Consider the following 19,211-nt stretch of genomic DNA (forward strand, 5'->3'; position numbering starts at 1 on the left):
CCCCGTCCTTCGCGACGCGGTCGCCGTCGAGGCCGTGCGGGCCGAGGGCCGCCCTCGTCACTCTCCCCGCGTCCACGCCAGGAAGCGGCTGAACAGGCCCGACTTGGGCTTGGGGGCGCTGCTCGCCGCCGGCCGGGGGGTGGTCGTGACATGGCCCGCGGGGGCCGCCGGGGACTCCGTCTTCTGCGCGGCCGTCGGCACCACGATGCGCGGGGTGAAGCGCACCGGCAGCGCCACCAGGGAACGGCTCCACGGCGCCGGGACCCAGCCGAGGTCCTTGAACGGCATCCGGACCTCGATGTCCGGGAGCCGGTTCAGCAAGGTCTCCACGGCGGTCACCGCGATCACGAACGCCGGGTCCTTGGCGGGGCAGGCGTGCGGGCCCGCGCCGAAGGCCAAGTGGGCCTTGGCGCTGAGCTGTTCGCGGTGCTCGGCGAGCCGGGGGTCGGTGTTGGCGGCCGCGAAGGAGATCAGCACCGGGTCGTTCGCCCTGACCACCCGGCCGCCCAGCTCCACGTCGTGGGTGGGGTAGTGGGCCGCGTAGTTGGCGATCGGCGCGTAGTTCCACAGGACCTGGGTGACGGCGTCCTCGACCGGCAGGCCGGACTGCCACTCCTCGCCGAGGATCAGCGCGCTCGCGGTGCCGATCATGGCGGACAGCGGCGTGGTGCCGCCGGAGAGGAGGGTGATGAGCTGGTGCATCATCTCCTCGTCGGTCAGCTGCGCCGAGTGCTGCATCAGCCGCGTCGTCAGGTCGTCGCCGGGGTTGCGGCGCTTGAGGGCGATCAGCTCGTTCAGCGCCTCGGCCAGCAGCTGGTCGGCGCCGGCGCTGCCGGAGAAGAGGCCGGTGATGCCCGCGATGACGCGGTCACCGATCTCGGGCGGGCAGCCGAACAGGTCGCTGAAGACCAGCAGCGGCAGCGGCTGGGCGTACTCCGCCATCAGCTCGGCCTGGCCCATGCGCTCCGAGCTGAAGCGGCTGATCAGGTAGTCGGCCGAGGCCTGCGTCTGACGCACCAGCTGGAGCTCGTTGACGCTGGCCAGGGAGTCGGTGACGGCCTGGCGCAGACGGGCGTGCGCGGCGCCGTCGCTCATCAGCGCGTTGGGCCGGTACGCCAGCATCGGGAGCGCGGGGCTGTCCTCGGGCACGCGGCCCTCGTTCAGCGCGTTCCAGCGGCGCGAGTCGCGGACGAAGGAGGCGGGGTTCTGGAGGATGTAGAGCGCGGCGTCGTAGCTGGTGACCAGCTCGACCTCGACGCCGGGCGCGATGTCCACCGGCGCGCTCGGGCCGAGGGCGCGCAGATGGGCGTAGTGGCCGTCCGGGTCGGAGCCGAAGTGGGGGCCGTAGAGCGGGATGTTCCCGTGTGCGGGGCAGCCGGGGGGCGGCTCTATGCCGGGTCGCTGCTGCATGAGCGGGGGGCTCCTAGTCGATGAGGGAGAGAAGGTGGTGCACGAGGGTGATCAGCGCGTTGGCCGACGACTGCTCGCTGCGGACGTCGCAGGGGACGACGGGGGTGTCCGCGGTCAGGTTGAGGGCCTCGCGCACCTCGGAGAGGGGGTAGCCGGGCGTGCCGTCGAAGTGGTTGACCCCGATGGCGTACGTCAGCCCGAACCGCTCGACCAGGTCGAGGATGGGGAACGACTCGGACAGCCGCTCGGGGTCGACGAGGACGAGCGCGCCCAGGGCTCCCCGGGACAGCTCCTCCCACATCTCCTTGAAGCGTTCCTGGCCGGGGGTGCCGAAGAGATACAGCACCACCTCGTCGTTGATGGTCAGACGGCCGAAGTCCATGGCGACCGTCGTGGTGGTCTTGTCGGGGGTGCCCGACAGATCGTCGAAGCCCTCGCTGGCCTCGGTGATCTCTTCTTCGGTCCGCAGCGGCTCGATCTCGGAGATGCTGGCGATGCACGTGGTCTTGCCGACCCCGAAGTGCCCCACCACGAGCACCTTCACCGCCGTACGGACACCTGAATCCAGGTACACGAATCACGCTCCGAATCGGGCTCTGAGGCCGTCGAGCACGGCGTTCAGTACGTCACGGTCGACACGTTCCGCGCGGGGCACCGGCTTCCGCGCGATGATCAGGCCGCCGTCCTCCATCTCGGCCAGCAGGATCCGGACGACCCCCAGTGGCAGACGGGTGTGGGCGGCCACCTCGGCCACGGACAGGAATCCGTCCATGACCAGGTCCAGAACCTGCCGGGCCTCCGGGGTGAGCGTGCGCACCGTGGTGGCGGCGTGCTCGCTCGCGGACACGAGCGTCGTATGCCCGTAGGCGTGTTCCGGGGGCAGGGATCGCCCGTTCGTGATCACGAAGAACGGGACTAACGCGGAGGTGAGTTCCAGGTCCTCGTCGGGCTCGTCACTCACGCGCGGCTCGCCTCCCCGTGCGGGGACAGATAGGCGCCGAGACGCGGCACCACCCGGTGCAGCCGGGTGGTGAAATCCTCGATGTCGGCGTCGTGCTGGGCCGCGGCGGCGAGGAAGGCGCCCCGCCCGGCGGAGATCAGGAAGATCCAGCCGTGCTGGAACTCGATGACCGTCTGCCGCCAGGACGCGTCCGCCTGGACGCCGGCGAACTGGGCGGTGGCCCGGCTGTAGGCGTGGATGCCGGTCATCGCGGCGGAGATGGTGTCCGCGAGGTCCTGGCTCATGCCGGTGGTGGCGCCGCGGGGCAGTCCGTCGCCGCCGAGCAGTACGGCGTGCCGGGCGCCGCGCACCTCGCCGATCACCTCGTCCAGGTCGGCGATCCGGATGCCGGTGCCGATCTCCTGGCCGGTGCGGGCGCGCTGGGCGCGTGCCCCGGCCTCGTCGGCGTGCACCCGGGGCGGCGAGGTGAGGTTGTTGCCGAGCCGGGCGACGAGCCGGTGCATGCGGAAGGAGATCTGCTGCATGTCGACGTCGGGTGCCGCGGCCGCCGCGAGATAGGCGCCCTGTCCGGCCCCGATCAGGAAGATCCAGCCGTGCGAGAACTCGATGATGGTCTGGTTCCACTGCCGGTCCGGGCCGTCCCCGGCGAAGTGGGACGTGGCCCGGCTCAGCGACTGCATGCCCGCCATGGCGGCGGAGATGGTCCGCACGTCCTTCTGGGCCATGCCGTCGGTCGCCCCGCGGGGCAGGCCGTCCGCGGACAGCAGGACGGCGTGGCGTGCCTTGGGCACGTTGGCCACGATGTCCTCGAGCATCCACGACAGGTCGGTGATCATGTGTCATCGGACCCTTCGGACGGTGCCGCGGAGAGGTTGCGGCCGGAGAGCGTGCCGCGCTGGAAGGCCCCCAGGCTGCGGCCGGCCGCGCGGCCGGCGTCCTCCTCCGCCGCCGGGACGTGCGGCAGGCCGACGGTGTCCTGGTCGGGAACGCTGGCTATGGGCACCTGGCGGGCGCCGCGCCGGGGCAGGCCGCCCGCGGTGCGGGCCACCGGCTCGGGCCGGGCGGCGGGACCGCCGGACTGCTCGACAACGGGCTGGACCTCGTTCACCGGCGCCGTCTCCTCCTCGGTCCACAGCTCCTCGGGCAGCAGCACGACCGCGCGCACACCGCCGTAGCGGGAGACGCCGGTCACGTCCACCCGGAACCCGTACTGCTGGGACAGCAGGCCGATCACCGGGAAGCCGAACTTCGGCTGGTTGCCCAGCTGGGACAGCCGGGGGCGGTACTGGCCGGAGAGCAGGGCGGTGGCCTTCTGCCGCTCCTCGTCGTTCATGCCGACGCCCGCGTCGTCGATGACGATGCAGAGGTTCTTCTGCACCCGCTGGAACGTCACCTCGATGGGCGAGCCCTGCTGGGAGAAGCTGGCAGCGTTGTCGAGCAGCTCGGCGACGGCGAGGGCGACGGGCGAGACCGCGGACGCCTTCAGCGCGAAGCCGGTCTGCTGCATGATCTCCACGCGCCGGAAGTTGCGGATCTGGCCCTGGGCGCTGCGCACCACGTCGTAGACGCTGGCGGCGCGGCTGCGGCGGCCCAGCGGGGCGCCGCACATCACGGCGATGCCCTGTGCCTTGCGTGCCATCTGCGCGTTGGCGTGGCCGACCTCCAGGAGGTCACCGAGGACGGAGTGGCCGCCGTACTTGCGCTGGATCTCCTCCAGCAGCGCCAGCTGTTCGGCGGCGAGGCTCTGCAGGAAGCGCGCGGAACCCTTGAGCACGGCCTTGGTGCTGTCCTCCGCCGCCTCCTCGGCTTCCTGGATGGTCTTGGCGTGGTCCGTCCGGTGCTGGTGCAGCTCCGCTCGTAAAGTCGCGAGCCGGCCGTCGGCCTCGCTCAGTCGCTGGGTCAGTGCGGCTTCGGACCTGTCCTTGTTCGCCGCGATGGCCTTGGCGCGACGACTGAGGACCACGGCCGCGGCGACGCCGAGCGCCGCCACGACAACCAGGCACCAGACAAGTGCGTCTCGAATCATGGAAACCTTTCCTGGCGGTTAGCCCGCGACCGTTGGCGGAAGTGCACCGCACCACCGGTGTGGGACGACCGGTCGCGAACGGGCCGGGCAGGTCGCGCGGAGGACCGGACCGAAACCGTTTTCTGCGGTGCCTGAGCCGAGGGGACCAAGGTCACAGACGCGGGGATGCTATCACCCGCTTAGGGGAACCTTTGCTCCGCCGAGACAGGCCAACAAGCCTGCTCAACGCCCGGGTTGCGGTGATTACCCGCTCCTGCTCCGACAATTCCGGATAGGGCTCCGCGAGTTGTCCGCAAGCGGTGAAAGAAGGGCGACGAGAAGAAGGTGAGAGGGCGTGAAACAGCCGTCGGTTCAGCTCATCTGACGGGCGAACACCTCGTACGCCTGCGCGTCGAAGAGCACGAAGCGGATCTCCTCGACGGCCGTCTCCGCGGAGCGGACGGCCTCCAGGGCGATCCGGGCGGCATCCGCCATGGGCCAGCGGTAGACGCCGGTGGAGATGGCCGGAAACGCCACCGTGCGGGCGCCGAGCGCGTCGGCGACGGCCAGTGACTCGCGGTAGCAGGAGGCGAGCAGCGGCGAGCGGTCCTCGCTCTCGCTGAAAACCGGTCCGACGGTATGGATCACCCATTGGGCGTCGAGCCGCCCCGCGGTGGTCGCGACGGCCTGTCCGGTCGGCAGTCCCCGGCCGTAGCGCGCGGCGCGCAGGGCGCGGCACTCGGCGAGGATCTCGGGGCCGCCGCGGCGGTGGATGGCGCCGTCGACCCCGCCGCCGCCGAGCAGCGAGGAGTTGGCCGCGTTGACGATCGCGTCGGCGCGCTGGTGGGTGATGTCGCCCTGGACGAGCAGGATGCCGGTCATGTCCGTCTCACTCTCCGCCGGAGGTCATGTCTGCCCGGTCTCCGCCGGACACGAGGTCTGCCTCAGTCTCTGCCGGAGGTCACGTCTGCCTCAGTCTCCGCCAGACGGCCTTCGCCGCGTTGTGGCCCGACATGCCGTGGACGCCGGGTCCCGGTGGGGTGGCCGAGGAGCAGAGGAAGACCGCCGGGTGGGGGGTGCGGTACGGGAAGAGGGTCGGCCGGGGCCGCAGCAGCAGCTGGAGCCCGGAGGCGGCGCCGCAGGCGATGTCGCCGCCCACGTAGTTGGCGTTGCGGGCGGCCATCTCGGCGGGGCCGGCGACGGCGCGGGCGAGGACGCGGTCGCGGAAACCGGGGGCGAAGCGCTCCAGCTGCCGCTCCATGGCGTCGGTGAGATCACCGGACCAGCCGTTGGGGACATGGCCGTACGCCCAGAAGACGTGCTTGCCCTCGGGAGCGCGGCCGGGGTCGGCCACGCTGGGCTGCACGGTGATCATGAACGGTCTCTCGGGGGCGCGGCCCTGGCGGGAGGCGGCCCGCAGGGCGGTGTCGATCTCGGCCCGGCTCGCGCCGATCTGGACGGTGCCGGCGACCCGGGCCTCGGGGGCGGTCCAGGGGACCGGGCCGTCCAGCGCGTAGTCGATCTTGAAGACGCTGGGGCCGTAGCGGTAGCGGTCGTAGTAAGCGCCGAAGCCGGCGATGCGGGCGAGGGCGGCGGGCGAGGTGTCGAAGACGTAGGCGCGCGCGGGCGGCAGGTCGTCCAGGCGTTTGACCTGGTAGTCGGTGTGCACCGCGCCGCCGAGGTCGCGGAGGTAGGCGGCCAGCGCGTCCGAGATGGCCTGGGAGCCGCCGCGGGCCACCGGCCAGCCGCGGGCGTGCGCCGCGAGCGCGAAGACGAGGCCGACGGCACCGGTGGCGAGCCCGTCCAGCGGGGCCATCACATGGGCGACGAGCCCGGCGAACAGGGTCTTGACCCGCTCGTCCCTGAACCGGCGCATCAGCCAGGTGGACGGCGGCAGCCCGGCCAGTCCGAAGCGGGCCAGGGTGACGGGGTCGCGGGGCAGCGCGGTCAGCGGCAGGGACATGAAGTCCCCTGCGAGCGTGTCCCAGTGGGCGAGCAGCGGCTCGACCAGTCTTCGGTACGGCCCCGCGTCGCGCGGTCCGAAGGAGGCGGCGGTCTCGGCGACCGAGCGGGAGAGCACGGCCGCGGTGCCGTCGGGGAAGGGGTGCGCCATGGGCAGCTCGGCGTGCAGCCATTCGAGGCCGTAGCGCTCCAGGGGCAGGGCGCGGAAGGCGGGCGAGTTGATGCCCAGGGGGTGGGCGGCCGAGCACGGGTCGTGCCGGAAGCCGGGCAGGGTCAGCTCCTCGGTGCGGGCACCGCCGCCCACGGTGGAGCACGCCTCGAACAGGGCCACGGAGAAGCCCCGCCGGGCCAGTTCCACCGCGGCGGTCAGTCCGTTCGGCCCCGCACCCACCACGACCGCATCGAGCATCGACGGCACCTCGGACCCCTTCGTCAACCGCTGGCCACTCGGGGTCAGGATATGCCGGGTCACCGACAGCGCGGGGCGGCATCCGGCACGCGCCGGGGCGGCGCGCGGGCGGCGCGGCTGGCGGGCAGGTGCGCGGGCGGGCGGCGCGGCTGGCGGGCAGGTGCGCGGGCGGGCGCGCGGGCGGCCAAAGGACCCTGGGAACCCGAGGGAGTCGAGGGACCCTGGGAACCCGAGGGAGCCGAATGGTCAGCGTCCCACCGCGTACCCCTGCATCCCCCGCGGGTTCGCCGCCGCCGACAGGACGCCGGTCTCCGGGTCGCGGGCGACCGCGCACAGCCGGCCCTCGGACCAGGCGGGCCCGAGGGTGAGGTCGTGGCCGCGGCGGCGCAGTCCGGCCACCACCGCGTCCGGCATCCGGGACTCGACGGTCAGGGCGCCGGGGCGGTGGCCGCGCGGGTAGAAGGAGCTGGGGAAGGCGTCGTTGTGCCAGTTGGGGGCGTCCACCGCGCCCTGGAGGTCGAGGCCGCCGCGGACCGGGGCGCGCAGGGCGACGGCGAGGAAGAAGTGCGGCTGCCACTGGTCCTGCTGGTCGCCGCCGGGCGTGCCGAACGCCATGACCGGGACGCCGTCGCGCAGCGCGAGGGAGGGGGTCAGGGTGGTGCGGGGGCGGCGGCCTGGGGTGAGGGTGTTCGGCAGGCCCTCCTCCAGGAAGGCCATCTGGAGCCGGGTGCCGAGCGGGAAGCCCAGTTCGGGCACGACGGGGTTGGACTGGAGCCAGCCGCCGCTGGGCGTGGCCGCGATCATGTTGCCCCAGCGGTCGACCACGTCGAGATGGCAGGTGTCGCCCCGGGTGCTCCCGTCGGCGGCCACCCGGGGATCGCCGGACAGCCGGGCGACCGTCGGCTCCCCCACGCCCATCGGGTCGAACCCCTCCTCCGCGAGCGGCGCGGGCTTACGGGCCAGGTCGGGCAGCCGGGGGGTGCGGCCACCGGGGGCGCCGGGGCGCAGTTGGTACGACGCCTCGCTCCCGATCAGCGCGCGCCGCCCGGCGTTGTACTCGTCGGACAGCAGCTCCGCGAGCGGCACCCCGGCGGCGTCGCCGTACCAGGCCTCCCGGTCGGCCATGGCCAACTTGCAGCCCTCGACGAGGAGATGGACGTAGTCGGCGCTGCCGTACTCGGGCAGTTCCGGTGGCAGCAGGGCGAGTTGCTGGAGGAAGGCGGGGCCCTGGCTCCAGGGTCCTGCCTTGCAGACGGTCCAGCCGTTCCAGTCGTACGACACCGGATCCTCGTACGTCGCCGACCAGTTGGCGAGATCGGCCGCGTCCAGCGTCCCGGTGTGCCGTTCGCCGCTGGTGTCCAGGGTGGGGCGCCGGGACTGCCGTACCAGCGCCTCGGCGATGAAGCCGCCGCGCCACACCTCGCGGGCCGCGTCGATGCGGGCCTCCCGGTTCCCGGCCCGCGCGGTCTCGGCGAGCAGCCGGCGCCAGGTGGCGGCGAGGGCGGGGTTGCGCAGCGGCACACCGGGGCGGGGCGCGCGGCCGCCCGGCAGGTACAGCTCCGCCGAGGACGTCCACTCCGTCTCGAACAGGGCCCGTACGCCGTCGACGGTCGCGGCGATGTTCTCCACCGGCGGGTGGCCATGCTCCGCGTAGCCGATGGCGTATTTGAGCACGTCCTCAAGGGACTTGGTGCCGTGGTCGCGCAGGAGCAGCAGCCAGGCGTCGAAGGCACCGGGCACGGCGGCGGCGAGGGGGCCGGTGCCGGGGACGAGGTCCAGGCCGAGGTCCCGGTAGTGCGCGGCGGTGGCGGCGGCCGGGGCCACGCCCTGTCCGCACAGCACCCGGGCCGGGCCGCCGGCGGGGGCGAGCAGGATCGGCACCTCCCCGGCCGGGCCGTTCAGATGCGGCTCCACGACATGCAGCACGAAAGCGCCCGCCACGGCCGCGTCGAAGGCGTTGCCGCCGTCCTCCAGCACGGCCATCGCGGACTGGGCGGCCAGCCAGTGGGTGGCGGAGGCCATGCCGAAGGTGCCTTGCAGGGTGGGCCGGGTGGTGAACTGCACGTCTCACCTCGCGGGAGTGCGGGCTGATTCCGGTCGGTCGCCAGGCTACCGAGGGTCCCGCTTCCCGTCCTCACTCCGCCCGGCTCCGCCGAACTCCCGGATGGCGCAGGGCCGATGCCGCCGATCCCGCCCCGCGCATGCCGTGGGCGCCGGGGCCCGGCGGGACGGCGGCGGAGCAGCAGAAGACGCCGGGCGGGCCGGTGGCGTAGGGGTCGAGGGCGGGACGGGTGCCGTCGATGCCCGGCAGCCGCCGGCGCAGCCCGTGCCGGGCCCAGGCCGAGGGTCCGGTGGGCGGGTGAGGCGACGGCCAGGGGGTGGACGGCGGAGCAGTGGCCGTGCAGCAGGCCGGGCGGGATCGCCTCCTCGCCGTGGGTGCCGCCGACGACGAGGGCGGTGCTCATGCGGTGGCACGGCGTCGGCGTCGGGCGGTCCGGCGGCTCAGTCGGTGGCGCGGCGGGTGATCAGGTTCAGCAGGCGCAGCACGGTGGCGTCGGCGGAGGGGCGGCGGACGGCGACCACGACGGTTTCCAGCAGGGGCGACTCGTCGCGCAGCGGGACGAAGGCGAGGCCCGGGATGGGGAAGTCGCGCAGACGGTCCGGGAGCAGGCCGACGCACAGGCCGGAGGCGACGTAGCTGTACAGGCCCGTGAGGTCGTCGGCCTCCGCGCGGGCGCGCGGGATGAACCCGGCCTCGTGGCAGGCGAGTTGGACCTGCTGGGCGAGGGCGGGCAGCGCGCCGGGGGCGGGCAGCACGAAGTCCTCGTCGCGCAGGTCGGCCAGGTCGATGACGTCGGCGCCGGCCAGCCGGTGGTCGTGGGGCAGCGCGGCGGCGATCCGCTCCACCGCGAACGCGTCGCTGACGAGTTCGGCGGACAGGTTCGAGGGGTCGCGCAGGAACCCGAGGTCCAGGGCGCCGGAACGGACCATCTCGGCGATACCGGCGGGCGTGTCCTGGTGCAGATGGACGCGCAGGCCCGGCAGTTCCTCGGCGGCGGCGCGCAGCAGCGCGGGCAGATAGTGATGGCTCAGGACGGTCACATAGCCGACCCGGACATCGCCCTCCAGACCGCTCGCGACCCGTCGTACCCGCTCGATCACGGCGGACTGGGCGTCCAGCAGCCGCCGCGCGTCCACGGCGAACACCTCGCCCGCCGGGGTGAGGGAGACCCCGCCGGGCCCCCGCTCGAACAGCCGCACGCCGAGGCCCCGTTCGAGCCGCTGGATCGACTGGCTCAGGGGCGGCTGGCTCATGTGCAGACGTTCGGCGGCGCGGCCGAAGTGCTCCTCGTCGGCTACCACCAGGAACTGCTCCAGCAGGCGCTTGGTGAGGTTGATATCTTCGTTCATATTGGCCACATGAAGACCATATATGGCGTGGACATGTGCCGCGCGGCGGGGCACGGTCGCCCCGCCGGAGCGCTCCGGCGGGGCGGCCGCGGTTCACAGGCCCACGTCGCGGCGGCGCAGGTCCTCCAGTGACTCCCGGCGGACCAGCAGCCGGGCCCGGCCGTCGCGTACGGCGACCACGGGCGGGCGGCCGACCAGGTTGTAGCCGGAGGCCATGGAGAGGTGGTAGGCGCCCGCGACGGGTACGGCGAGGAGGTCGCCGGGGCGGATGTCGGAGGGCAGTTCGGCGTCGGCGGCGAGCACGTCGCCCGCCTCGCAGTGGCGGCCCACGACGGTCGTGCGGACCGGGTCGGCGGCGCTGTGCCGGCCGATCAGCCGGGGCGCGTACCGCACGCCGTACAGGGCGGGGCGCGGGTTGTCGCTCATGCCGCCGTCCACGGCCACGAAGACGTGCTCGCCGGTGTGCTTGACCGACAGCACCCGGTACAGCGCGATCCCGGCGGGGCCCGCGATCGCCCGGCCCGGTTCGATGATCAGGCGGGGCACCGGCAGCCCGGCCGAGGCGCAGGCGTCGGCGAGTTCGGCGCGCACCTTGCGGGCGAGCGACGTGAGGTCCAGGGCCTCCTCGCCGGGCCGGTAGGCGATGCCGTGGCCGCCGCCGAGGTCCAGTTCGGGCAGCACCACGCCGTACTGCCCGTACAGCCGGGCCATCAGGCCGACCATCCGGCGCACGGCGGTCAGATACGGCTTGACGGTGGTGATCTGGGAGCCCAAGTGGCAGTGCAGGCCGGTGAGTTCGAGGTTCGGCTGGTCGAGGATGCGGGTGAGGGCGTGCAGTGCGTAGCCGTCGCGGATGGAGAGGCCGAACTTCTGGTCCTCGGTGCCGGTACGGATCTTGTCGTGGCCGCCCGCGCTGATGCCGGGGACGACGCGCACCATCACCTTCTGCCGGCCGTCCGGCCCGACGGCGGCGGCCAGCCGGGCGATCTCCGAGGGGCTGTCGATGACGACGCGTCCGACGCCCAGGCGCAGCGCGGACTCCAGGTCGCGCGGGGTCTTGGCGTTGCCGTGCAGCACGATCCGCTCGGGCGGGAAGCCGGTGGTGACGGCGAGTTCGAGTTCCCCTGCGGAGCAGACGTCGAGTCCAAGGCCCTCCTCCTCCATCCAGCGGGCCATGGCCCGGCACAGGAACGCCTTGGCGGCGTAGAGGACTTCGGTGTCGGGGAAGGCGTCGCGGTAGGTACGGCAGCGGTCGCGCACCTCGGCCTCGTCCAGGACGTAGACGGGGGTGCCGAAGCGGTCGGCGACCTCGGCGAGCGGTACGCCGCCCACCGCGAGGGCGCCCGCGCGGGGTTCGGTGGTGGAGGCGGGCCAGACCGACAACGCGCCGGTGGTCGTGGGCAGTTCGTGGACCGTGGTCATCTCGGCGTTCCTCTTTCGGGCATTACGTCGTCGGGCGTTACGTCGTCGGGTGTTCCGTCGTCGGGGGGCCGGGCTCAGGCGATCCGGGCGGTCCGCGGTGCGCGGGCGGCGGCCGGTGCGGGCCGTGGCACCGGGGCGGGCGCGGGGGCGGTGAACTGCGGGTCCACCGTGAGGGCGGTAACGCCGAGCGGTGCGGTCAGGGTGCGCACTTCGGTCCCCGCGAGGCGGATGAAGGCGTGACCGGAGCCGAGGGTGGCGGTGAGCCGGCGTACGGAGGTGAAGCCGACGGCGGTGCGCTCGCCGAGCGGGGTACGGAAGAGCCGTACCGCGTACCCGGAGGGTCCCGGCCGGACCGGCACGTACAGGGATCCGGCCGGGGACGGTTCGGGGGGCTCGGGGTCGTCGCCGTAGCGGAGTTCTGTCATGAGGTGCCTCCCGTGAGGCAGGGAGCGTGGAGTCTTGGGAGACCCCGGACGCGGGGAGGCGGCCCGGGGTTCGCTGTCGACGGTATGCCCGCGCCACCCGGTTGCCGGACCCTTCCTGACGTGACGCTGACGGGGATCCGGGCGGCTTTGACGGGTTGCTGACGGCACCGCGCGGAGGGTCCCGGACAGGGCGTCAGCGGAGCGCCAAGAAAGGGCGTACGCCCTGTTCCGGGGCCTGGAACGCGGGTGTGATGGAGGGACCCCCGGGAGCCGCCGGCCGGGGTGTGCGTCCTTGTCGTCTCCCGGCGGCCGTCCGCAGAAGGTGGCAGTGATGTCCGAGTACCAGGAGTCGGCGGCGGCGCGTGTGCTGGTCGGGGTCAGCGGCTCGCCCGGCAGTCTCGCCGCGCTCGGGCGGGCCGCCGTCGAGGCCCGGCGGCGCGGGGCGCAGCTGTGGACGGTGACGGCCTGGGAGCCGCCCGAGGGAGATCTCGCCGCGCGCCGCTTCCCCGCCGCGGGCGCGCTGGTCCCGGAGTGGGAACGGCTCGCCCGGGAACGGGTTCTCGACGCGCTGCGCGCGGTGTTCGGCGGCGCGTCGTCGGGGCTGCCCGGCGGGACGCTCGTCGCGCGGGGCGCCCCCGGGCCCGCGCTGGTGCGGCTCGCCGGGCGCGACACCGACCTCCTGGTGATCGGTACCGGTGGCCGCGGCCGGCTGCGCCGCGCCCTGTGGCCCTCCGTGAGCCGCTACTGCCTCGCCCACGCCACCTGCCCCGTCCTCGCGATCCCGCCCTCCCCTCTGCACGCCGCGCTGACGAACGCGCACCGCCGCAATGCGTTGCGGCTGCGCTTGGACAGTGGTGATGTGGAGCGGGAGTTGGGGGTGGTGCCGCCGGGAGTGTGAGGCGGAGGCGGGAGCTGGGCGGGCTGGAGGGGGAACCGGTGGCTGGGGGGTGAGCCGCCCTAAGGAGACCGGAGGGGGAACCGGTGGACCGGGGCTGAGCCGCCCTGGAGGGTGAGCCGTCTGGGGGTTGAGCTGCACAGGGCAGGGGCCGGGGCCGCGCTAGGTCCGATCGCCCTGGGTTCGAGCGTGCGGGGCTTGGGACCGGAGGGGGAACCGACAGCCATGGGGGTGCGCCGCCCTTGGGGGGTGAGCCGCCTGGGGTTGGGCCGCGCCGTCCAGGGCTTGGGTCCGGGGTACGAGCCGTCCGATGACCTGAGTCGACACCCGAAGCTGAATCGTCCGGGCCTTAAGTTCGCTCGTGCCGTCCGGTGATCTGAGCCGTCCGGGGCCTGGACCGACGCCCGAAACCCGAGCCCGCGCCCCGGCCCGAACCGGCCGAAGGGCGAACCGGCCGTCCTGAAGCTGAGCGGCCCTGGTCCCGGACGGTCCGGCAGCTTGAGTTCGGCCCGTGCTGTCCGGTGGCCCGAACGGATGCCCCGTACCGGAGTCGTCCGAGGCCCACGCCTCCCAAGACCAGCACCGACTCCCGTAGCCCGATCCAGCGCCCGCGACTCGACCCGGCCGGAACCTGAGACCCGGGACCGAGCCGTCCGGCAGGCTGCACCAGCGTCCGCGACCCGAGCCCTGCGACGCCTGAACCGACGCCCGGCGCCGGGATCGCCCGAGGCCCGCGCCGCCCAGGACCGGCACCCCGACTCCCGGAGCCCGCGCCCGCAACCCGAGCCTCCTCCTCCCCCCCCAGCAACCGAACCGGCCAGCCCCCCAACGCCCCCGACCCGAGCCGTCCGACGGCCCGAATCGACGCCCGGGAACCCACACGGCCGGAACTCGAACCGTCGCCCAGGTCCCCCCTGGCCGCTCTCGAACCGTCACCCGAGCCCCACTTGGCCGGGGCTCAGCCCGTCGCCCGGCCCCGATCCCGTGCCGCCCCGGCCCCCGGTCTCCGCTCCCCGCTCACGCCTCGAACCGATACCCCATCCCCGGCTCGGTGATCAGATACCGGGGATGCGCGGGGTCGTTCTCCAGTTTGCGGCGGAGTTGGGCCATGTAGACCCGCAGATAGTTGGTCTTGTCGGCCCGTGTGACTCCCCACACCTCGCGCAGCAGATGCCGCTGGGTGATCAGCCGGCCGGGGTTGGTCACCAGGATCTCCAGCAGTTGCCACTCCGTCGGGGTGAGCCGTACGTCGCTGCCGTCCCGCAGTACCTTCTTGGCGAGCAGGTCGACACTGAAGTGCGCCGTCTCCACCAGGACCGGTTCCGGCGCGGCCGGGGCGTCCTCGGTGCGGCGGACCGCGGCGCGCAGCCGGGCCAGCAGCTCGTCCATGCTGAACGGCTTGGTGACGTAGTCGTCCGCGCCCGCGTCGAGCGCCGCGACCTTGTCGCCGGACGCCTGCCGGGCGGAGAGCACGATGACCGGCGCCCGGGTCCAGCCCCGCAGCGCCCTGATGACGTCGACACCGTCCATGTCGGGCAGCCCGAGGTCCAGCAGGACCACATCGGGCCTGCGCGCGGCGGCGAGGCGCAGGGCGGTGGCTCCGTCGGGGGCGGCGTCGACGCCGTAGCGGCGCGCCCGCAGGTTGATGACGAGGGCCCGTACGAGCTGCGGGTCGTCCTCGGCCACGAGCACCCGGGTCATGGGAGTCACTCTCCTGTCCGTAGGGCGTAGGGCGTAGGGCGTAGGGCGTGGGGCGTAGGGCGTAGGGCGTAGGGCGTAGGGCGTGGGGCGTAGGGCGTGGGGCGTAAGGGGAGCCGCGGGAGCCGGCGCAGCCGGGGTGTCTCCCGGGGCGCCGGCTCCCGTGCGCGGGTGGGTCCGGGCCGTCACCGCCCCGCGGCGAGGTCCCGCAGCGCGATGTTGAGTTCGAGGACGTTGACCTGCGGCTCGCCCACGAAGCCGAGGGCGCGGCCCTGGGTGTGCTCCTTCACCAGCCGCTCGACCCGCGCGACGGACAGGCCGTTGCGCTCGGCGACCCGGTGCACCTGTAGCTCGGCGTACGCCGGGGAGATGGCCGGGTCGAGGCCGGAGCCGGAGGAGGTGACCGCGTCCGCCGGGACCTGGGCGGGCCGGACGGTGTAGCCGGGCACGGAGTTGTCCTTGACGACCTTCGCCCGGGCGTCCTCGACGGCCTTGACGAGTTTGGGGTTGTCGGCCGCCAGGTTGGTCGCCCCGGAAAGGATCAGCTTGTACCGCGTGTTGACGGAGTTGGTGCCGAGGCCGGCGGCGGGCCGGGGCTGGAAGTACTTCAGGCCGTAGCCCTGCTGGCCGATGAGGGAGGAGCCGACGGCCTTGCCGTGCGAGGTGATCTCGGAGCCGTTCGCCCTGCCGGGGAACAGCGCCTGGGCGACACCGGTGACGGCCAGCGGGTAGACCACGCCGGTCACCAGGGTCAGCACCAGCAGGGCCCGCAGGCCCGCCCAGAGCAACCGGGCGGTGTTCGTGACGGAGTTGTTCATGGCGATCAGCCGATTCCGGGGATGAGGGAGATGAGCAGGTCGATGAACTTGATCCCGATGAAGGGGGCGATCAGGCCGCCGATGCCGTAGAGGCCGAGGTTGCGGCGGAGCATCCTGTCCGCGCTCATCGGCCGGTACCGCACGCCCTTCAGGGACAGCGGCACCAGCGCGATGATGATCAGCGCGTTGAAGACGACGGCGGACAGGATCGCGGAGTCCGGCGAGGACAGCCGCATGATGTTCAGCTTGTCCAGGCCCGGGTAGACGGCCGCGAACAGCGCCGGGATGATCGCGAAGTACTTCGCCACGTCGTTGGCGATGGAGAACGTCGTCAACGCGCCCCGGGTGATGAGGAGTTGCTTGCCGATCTCGACGATCTCGATCAGCTTGGTCGGGTCGGAGTCGAGGTCGACCATGTTGCCGGCCTCCTTGGCGGCCGACGTGCCGGTGTTCATCGCGACGCCGACGTCGGCCTGCGCGAGCGCGGGCGCGTCATTGGTGCCGTCACCGGTCATCGCGACCAGTTTGCCGCCGGCCTGCTCCCGTTTGATGAGGGCCATCTTGTCCTCGGGGGTGGCCTCGGCGAGGAAGTCGTCGACGCCCGCCTCCTCGGCGATCGCCTTCGCGGTCAGCGGGTTGTCGCCGGTGATCATCACGGTCCTGATGCCCATGCGGCGCAGTTCCTCGAACCGTTCGCGCATGCCCTCCTTGACGACGTCCTTGAGGTGGATGACACCGAGGACGCGGGCGCCGCGCTCGTCCTGCACCGCGACGAGCAGCGGGGTGCCGCCCGCTGCGGCTATCCGGTCGGTCAACTCCTGCGCGTCCGGGCCGACTCCGCCGCCCCGTTCGGTCACCCAGGTGATGACGGAGGCGGTGGCGCCCTTACGGATCCGGCGGCCGTCCATGTCGACGCCGGACATCCGGCTCTGCGCGGTGAAGGCGATCCACTCGGCTCCGGTCAGCTCGCCCTGGTGGCGTTCACGCAGTCCGTAGCGCTCCTTGGCGAGGACGACGACGGAACGGCCCTCGGGGGTCTCGTCCGCGAGCGAGGACAGCTGGGCCGCGTCGGCGACCTCGGCCTCGGTCGTCCCGCGCACCGGCACGAACTCGGCGGCCCGGCGGTTGCCGAGGGTGATGGTGCCGGTCTTGTCCAGCAGCAGGGTGGAGACGTCACCGGCGGCCTCGACCGCACGGCCCGACATGGCGAGCACATTGCGCTGCACGAGACGGTCCATGCCGGCGATGCCGATCGCGGACAGCAGCGCGCCGATGGTGGTCGGGATCAGGCAGACCAGCAGGGCCACCAGCACCACCATGGTCAGGTGGGTGCCCGCGTAGTCGGCGAACGGCGGCAGGGTGGCGCAGGCCAGCAGGAAGACGACGGTCAGCGAGGCCAGCAGGATGTTGAGCGCGATCTCGTTGGGGGTCTTCTGCCGGGCCGCGCCCTCGACCAGGCCGATCATCCGGTCGATGAAGGTCTCGCCGGGCTTCGTCGTGATCTGGACGACGACGCGGTCGGAGAGCACCTTCGTGCCGCCGGTGACGGCGCTGCGGTCGCCGCCGGACTCGCGGATGACCGGGGCGGACTCGCCGGTGATCGCCGACTCGTCCACCGAGGCGACGCCCTCGACGACATCGCCGTCACCGGGGATGATGTCGCCGGCCTCGCACACCACCAGGTCGCCGATGGTCAGCGCGGTGCCGGGGACCTGCTCCTCGGCGCCGTTCACCAGCCGGCGGGCGACGGTGTCGGTCTTGGCCTTGCGCAGCGTGTCGGCCTGGGCCTTGCCGCGGCCCTCGGCGACGGCCTCCGCCAGGTTGGCGAAGATCACCGTCAGCCACAGCCAGGCGCTGATGGTCCAGCCGAACCAGTCGCCGGGGTCCTTGAAGGAGAACGCGGTGGTGAGGACCGAGCCGACCCACACCACGAACATCACGGGCGACTTCACCATCACCCGGGGGTCGAGCTTGCGCATCGCCTCGGGCAGGGACTTGAGCAACTGCTTGGGGTCGAACAGGCCCGCTCCGACGCGGCCCTCGTCGGCCTTGCGGCCGGTGGGCGCGTCCTGGTGGGGCGCGAGGGTGGGAGCGGACATCGTGTCCTCGTGGGATGGGGTGCGGGTCGTCATCACGCCAGTCCTTCGGCGAGCGGGCCCAGCGCGAGCGCCGGGAAGTACGTGAGACCGGTGACGATCAGGATCGCGCCGACCAGCAGGCCGGTGAACAGCGGCTTGTCGGTGCGCAGGGTGCCCGTGGTGACCGGCACCGGGCGCTGCCCGGCGAGGGAGCCGGCGAGCGCGAGCACGAACACCATCGGCAGGAAGCGGCCGAACAGCATCGCGAGCCCGGTCATGGTGTTGAACCAGTCGGTGTTGGCGTTCAGACCGGCGAAGGCCGAGCCGTTGTTGTTCGACGCGGAGGTGAAGGCGTACAGCACCTCGGAGAAGCCGTGCGCGCCCGGGTTGAGCATCGAGTGCGGCGGGGTCGGCAGCGCCATCGAGGCGGCGGTGAACACCAGCACCAGCGTCGGGGTGACGAGGATGTAGCAGGCGGCGAGCTTCATCTCGCGGCCGCCGATCTTCTTGCCCAGGTACTCGGGGGTGCGGCCGACCATCAGACCGGCGATGAACACCGCGATCACGGCCATGATCAGCATGCCGTACAGGCCGGAGCCGACACCGCCGGGGGCGATCTCGCCCAGCATCATGCCGAGCATGGTGATGCCGCCGCCGAGGCCGGTGAAGGAGGAGTGGAAGGAGTCCACCGCGCCGGTGGAGGTGAGCGTCGTCGCCACCGAGAAGATCGAGGAACCGGCGACGCCGAAGCGGGTCTCCTTGCCCTCCATCGCGCCGCCCGCCGCCTGGAGCGCCGGGCCGTGATGGGCGAACTCCGCCGCCATCATCAGCAGGGTGAAGCCCACCCAGATGGTGGCCATCGTGGCGAGGATCGCGTAGCCCTGCTTCACCGAGCCGACCATCACCCCGAAGGTGCGGGTCAGGCAGAACGGGACGACCAGGATCAGGAAGATCTCCAGGAGGTTGGTGAGGGCGGTGGGGTTCTCGAAGGGGTGGGCGGAGTTGGCGTTGAAGTAGCCGCCGCCGTTGGTGCCCAGCTCCTTGATGGCCTCCTGGGAGGCGACCGCGCCGCCGTTCCACTGCTGGGAGCCGCCCATGAACTGGCCGACCTCATGGATGCCGGAGAAGTTCTGGATCGCGCCCGCGGCCACCAGGAGTACGGCGGCGACGGCGGCGACCGGCAGCAGGATCCGTACGGTGCCGCGCACCAGGTCGGCCCAGAAGTTGCCGAGTTCACCGGTGCGGGAGCGGGCGAAGCCGCGCACCAGGGCGACCGCCACCGCCATGCCGACCGCGGCGGAGACGAAGTTCTGCACGGCCAGACCGGCGGTCTGCACCACGTGCCCCATCGTCTGCTCGCCGTAGTACGACTGCCAGTTGGTGTTGGTCACGAACGACACGGCCGTGTTGAACGACTGCGCCGGGCCGACCGAGGCGAAGCCCAGCGAGCCGGGCAGCATCCCCTGGAACCGCTGGAGCAGGTAGAGGAACAGGACGCTCACGGCCGAGAAGGCGAGGACCCCGCGCAGATAAGCGGGCCAGGTCATCTCGGCGTCCGGGTTCGCCCCGATGCCCCGGTAGATCCACCTCTCCGCCCGCAGGTGCCGGGGGGAGGTGTAGACCCGGGCCATGTAGCCGCCGAACGGGAGGTACACGAGTGCCAGCACGCCTATGAGGGCGAGCAGTTGCAGGAAGCCTGCGAGTACGGGGCTCACCG

The 19,211-nt window shown here is 72.8% G+C and carries 16 protein-coding genes; 1 reads left to right on the top strand and 15 read right to left on the bottom strand.

Annotated features, from left to right (window positions below):
• Positions 1-57: 57 nt before the first annotated feature.
• From QHG49_RS07010 to QHG49_RS07060, 11 genes are all read right to left on the bottom strand, one after another.
• On the bottom strand, positions 58-1,410 hold the full coding sequence (locus tag QHG49_RS07010; protein ID WP_301487875.1) for a cytochrome P450: 1,353 nt from the start codon (positions 1,408-1,410) through the stop codon (positions 58-60).
• 13 nt (positions 1,411-1,423) lie between these two features.
• Complete coding sequence (locus QHG49_RS07015; protein ID WP_145486335.1) at positions 1,424-1,984, bottom strand: ATP/GTP-binding protein; 561 nt, start codon at positions 1,982-1,984, stop codon at positions 1,424-1,426.
• A gap of 3 nt (positions 1,985-1,987) precedes the next feature.
• Positions 1,988-2,371, bottom strand: a complete 384-nt coding sequence (locus tag QHG49_RS07020; RefSeq protein ID WP_145486336.1) for a DUF742 domain-containing protein — start codon at positions 2,369-2,371, stop codon at positions 1,988-1,990.
• Complete coding sequence (locus QHG49_RS07025) at positions 2,368-3,207, bottom strand: roadblock/LC7 domain-containing protein (RefSeq protein WP_236576525.1); 840 nt, start codon at positions 3,205-3,207, stop codon at positions 2,368-2,370. The genes QHG49_RS07020 and QHG49_RS07025 overlap by 4 nt, the downstream gene beginning before the upstream one ends.
• Positions 3,204-4,397 carry an ATP-binding protein gene (locus tag QHG49_RS07030; protein WP_145486337.1) on the bottom strand — a complete coding sequence of 398 codons (1,194 nt, stop codon included), beginning with the start codon at positions 4,395-4,397 and terminating at the stop codon, positions 3,204-3,206. The genes QHG49_RS07025 and QHG49_RS07030 overlap by 4 nt, the downstream gene beginning before the upstream one ends.
• 351 nt (positions 4,398-4,748) lie before the next feature.
• Positions 4,749-5,258 (bottom strand): O-acetyl-ADP-ribose deacetylase, encoded by a 510-nt coding sequence (locus QHG49_RS07035; protein ID WP_301487882.1) that lies wholly within the window; start codon positions 5,256-5,258, stop codon positions 4,749-4,751.
• Positions 5,259-5,337: 79 nt separating this feature from the next.
• On the bottom strand, positions 5,338-6,747 hold the full coding sequence (locus QHG49_RS07040) for an NAD(P)/FAD-dependent oxidoreductase (protein WP_201300704.1): 1,410 nt from the start codon (positions 6,745-6,747) through the stop codon (positions 5,338-5,340).
• Positions 6,748-6,993: 246 nt separating this feature from the next.
• Positions 6,994-8,769, bottom strand: coding sequence for a gamma-glutamyltransferase family protein (locus QHG49_RS07045; RefSeq protein ID WP_301492729.1), 1,776 nt, complete (start codon positions 8,767-8,769; stop codon positions 6,994-6,996).
• A gap of 480 nt (positions 8,770-9,249) precedes the next feature.
• Positions 9,250-10,158: a LysR substrate-binding domain-containing protein gene (locus tag QHG49_RS07050; protein ID WP_145486340.1), complete on the bottom strand. Its 909-nt coding sequence runs from the start codon at positions 10,156-10,158 to the stop codon at positions 9,250-9,252.
• Between the two features lie 93 nt (positions 10,159-10,251).
• Entirely contained in the window at positions 10,252-11,580 is a 1,329-nt protein-coding gene (lysA, locus tag QHG49_RS07055; RefSeq protein ID WP_301487885.1) for a diaminopimelate decarboxylase, read from the bottom strand.
• Between the two features lie 74 nt (positions 11,581-11,654).
• On the bottom strand, positions 11,655-12,005 hold the full coding sequence (locus QHG49_RS07060; protein ID WP_145486342.1) for an SAV_915 family protein: 351 nt from the start codon (positions 12,003-12,005) through the stop codon (positions 11,655-11,657).
• Between the two features lie 331 nt (positions 12,006-12,336).
• Between QHG49_RS07060 and QHG49_RS07065 the strand changes: the two genes are divergently transcribed.
• Entirely contained in the window at positions 12,337-12,903 is a 567-nt protein-coding gene (locus QHG49_RS07065; RefSeq protein ID WP_301487888.1) for a universal stress protein, read from the top strand.
• 1,014 nt (positions 12,904-13,917) lie between these two features.
• Here the strand turns inward: QHG49_RS07065 and QHG49_RS07070 are convergent.
• The 4 genes from QHG49_RS07070 to kdpA form a co-directional block, all read right to left on the bottom strand.
• Positions 13,918-14,592 carry a response regulator gene (locus QHG49_RS07070; RefSeq protein WP_360056503.1) on the bottom strand — a complete coding sequence of 225 codons (675 nt, stop codon included), beginning with the start codon at positions 14,590-14,592 and terminating at the stop codon, positions 13,918-13,920.
• 191 nt (positions 14,593-14,783) lie between these two features.
• Positions 14,784-15,416 (bottom strand): potassium-transporting ATPase subunit C, encoded by a 633-nt coding sequence (locus tag QHG49_RS07075; protein ID WP_301487891.1) that lies wholly within the window; start codon positions 15,414-15,416, stop codon positions 14,784-14,786.
• A gap of 5 nt (positions 15,417-15,421) precedes the next feature.
• Positions 15,422-17,548 (bottom strand): potassium-transporting ATPase subunit KdpB, encoded by a 2,127-nt coding sequence (gene kdpB / locus QHG49_RS07080; RefSeq protein WP_301487894.1) that lies wholly within the window; start codon positions 17,546-17,548, stop codon positions 15,422-15,424.
• Entirely contained in the window at positions 17,548-19,209 is a 1,662-nt protein-coding gene (gene kdpA, locus QHG49_RS07085; protein WP_301487896.1) for a potassium-transporting ATPase subunit KdpA, read from the bottom strand. Before kdpA ends, kdpB begins: the two co-directional genes overlap by 1 nt.
• Positions 19,210-19,211: the final 2 nt, after the last annotated feature.

It is taken from the genome of Streptomyces sp. WP-1, assembly GCF_030450125.1.
In the GTDB taxonomy this organism is placed as follows: Bacteria; Actinomycetota; Actinomycetes; order Streptomycetales; family Streptomycetaceae; genus Streptomyces; species Streptomyces incarnatus.